This is a genomic window from Novosphingobium sp. AAP93 (genome assembly GCF_001296055.1).
Lineage (GTDB): Bacteria > Pseudomonadota > Alphaproteobacteria > Sphingomonadales > Sphingomonadaceae > Novosphingobium.
On the sequence record NZ_LJHZ01000034.1, the window covers coordinates 1 to 1,353 of the forward strand.

A 1,353-nucleotide genomic window follows, 5' to 3' on the forward strand; every position below is an offset into this window, starting at 1 on the left:
ATGTGTAGGGGCTGATTTTCCTCCTCGATCATGGGTTGATTGAGTTCGGCCATGCCTTCGATCTGCATGTAGCGATGCTGGAGCTGCCATTCGTCGTTCTGTTCGAGCAGGACCGCGCCGACGAGGCGGACGATGCTGTCCTCGTTCGGGAAGATGCCGACGACATCGGCACGGCGCTTGACCTCCTTGTTCAGCCGCTCGAGCGGATTTGTGGAGTGTAATTTCGTGCGGTGCTGGGTGGGGAAGCCGGTGTAGGCGAGCACGTCGGTTTCGGCCTCGTCCATGCAGGCGCCGAGCTTTGGCCAACGGGTGCGGAGCTGATCGGCGACCTGCCGCCAGACCTGGGTCGCGCTTTTCTGGTCGGGTTGGAGGAAGACCTGCCGGATCGCGGCGGCGACCACGGTGTTCTGGCCCTTGGGCACATAGGACAGGGCATTGCGCATGAAGTGCACCCGGCAGCGCTGCCAGGTGGCACCCATGACACGGGTGATCGCACCCTTGAGGCCCTCGTGGGCATCGGAGATGACCAGCTTCACGCCAGTCAGGCCGCGGCGGACCAGGTCCTTGAGGAAGTCGGACCAGAAGACTTCGGCTTCCGAGGGGCCGATATGCAGGCCGACGATCTCGCGCCGGCCCTCGGTGTTGACGGCCATGGCGATTATTGCGGCGACGCTGATGATCCGCCCGCCTTCGCGCACCTTGAGATAGGTGGCATCGAGCCAGAGATAGGGCCACTCGCCGGTCAGCGGGCGCTTGAGGAAGGCGTGGACGCGCTCGTCGATATCCTTGCACAGTTTGGAGACCGTGGACTTGGAGATGCCGGTCATGCCCATGGCCTGCACCAGTTCGTCGACCCGGCGGGTGCTGACGCCGCCGATCCACGCCTCCTGGATCACCGCGACCAGCGCCTTCTCGACCATCTTCCGGGGTTCCAGGAAGCCGGGGAAGTAGGATCCGGCGCGCAGCTTGGGGATCTTGAGGTTGAGCGTGCCGACACGGGTGTCCAGCGAGCGGTCGCGATAGCCGTTGCGCCATGTGGCCCGCTCCCCACTGCGTTCGTGTCGGCCAGCGCCGATCAGGCCGTCAACGTCGGCCTCCATGATCAGCTGCAACACGTTCTCGGCGATGCTGCGCAAAAAATCCGGTTGGCCGCCCTTCGCAGCCAGCTCTTCGATCAGTAATCTGTCCTCGGTCATCGGGAACTCCTCTTCGTCACGGTTGAAGTGTGCAAACTCCACCATAACGATGAGCCCGGTGGCCACCAGCGACGCCGCATTCCGGGGTGGGGCATGCCCCACCCCGGAATACACCATCGCCTACACCGGAAATTACACCACGAGCGCGGACGCTAGC

1 protein-coding gene is annotated in these 1,353 nt (G+C 63.8%); it reads right to left on the reverse strand.

The window, feature by feature from the left end:
* Positions 1 to 1,196: IS256-like element ISSpma2 family transposase (locus tag IP83_RS07460; RefSeq protein ID WP_054121588.1), on the reverse strand; the 1,196-nt coding region annotated here is incomplete at its 3' end.
* Positions 1,197 to 1,353: the final 157 nt, after the last annotated feature.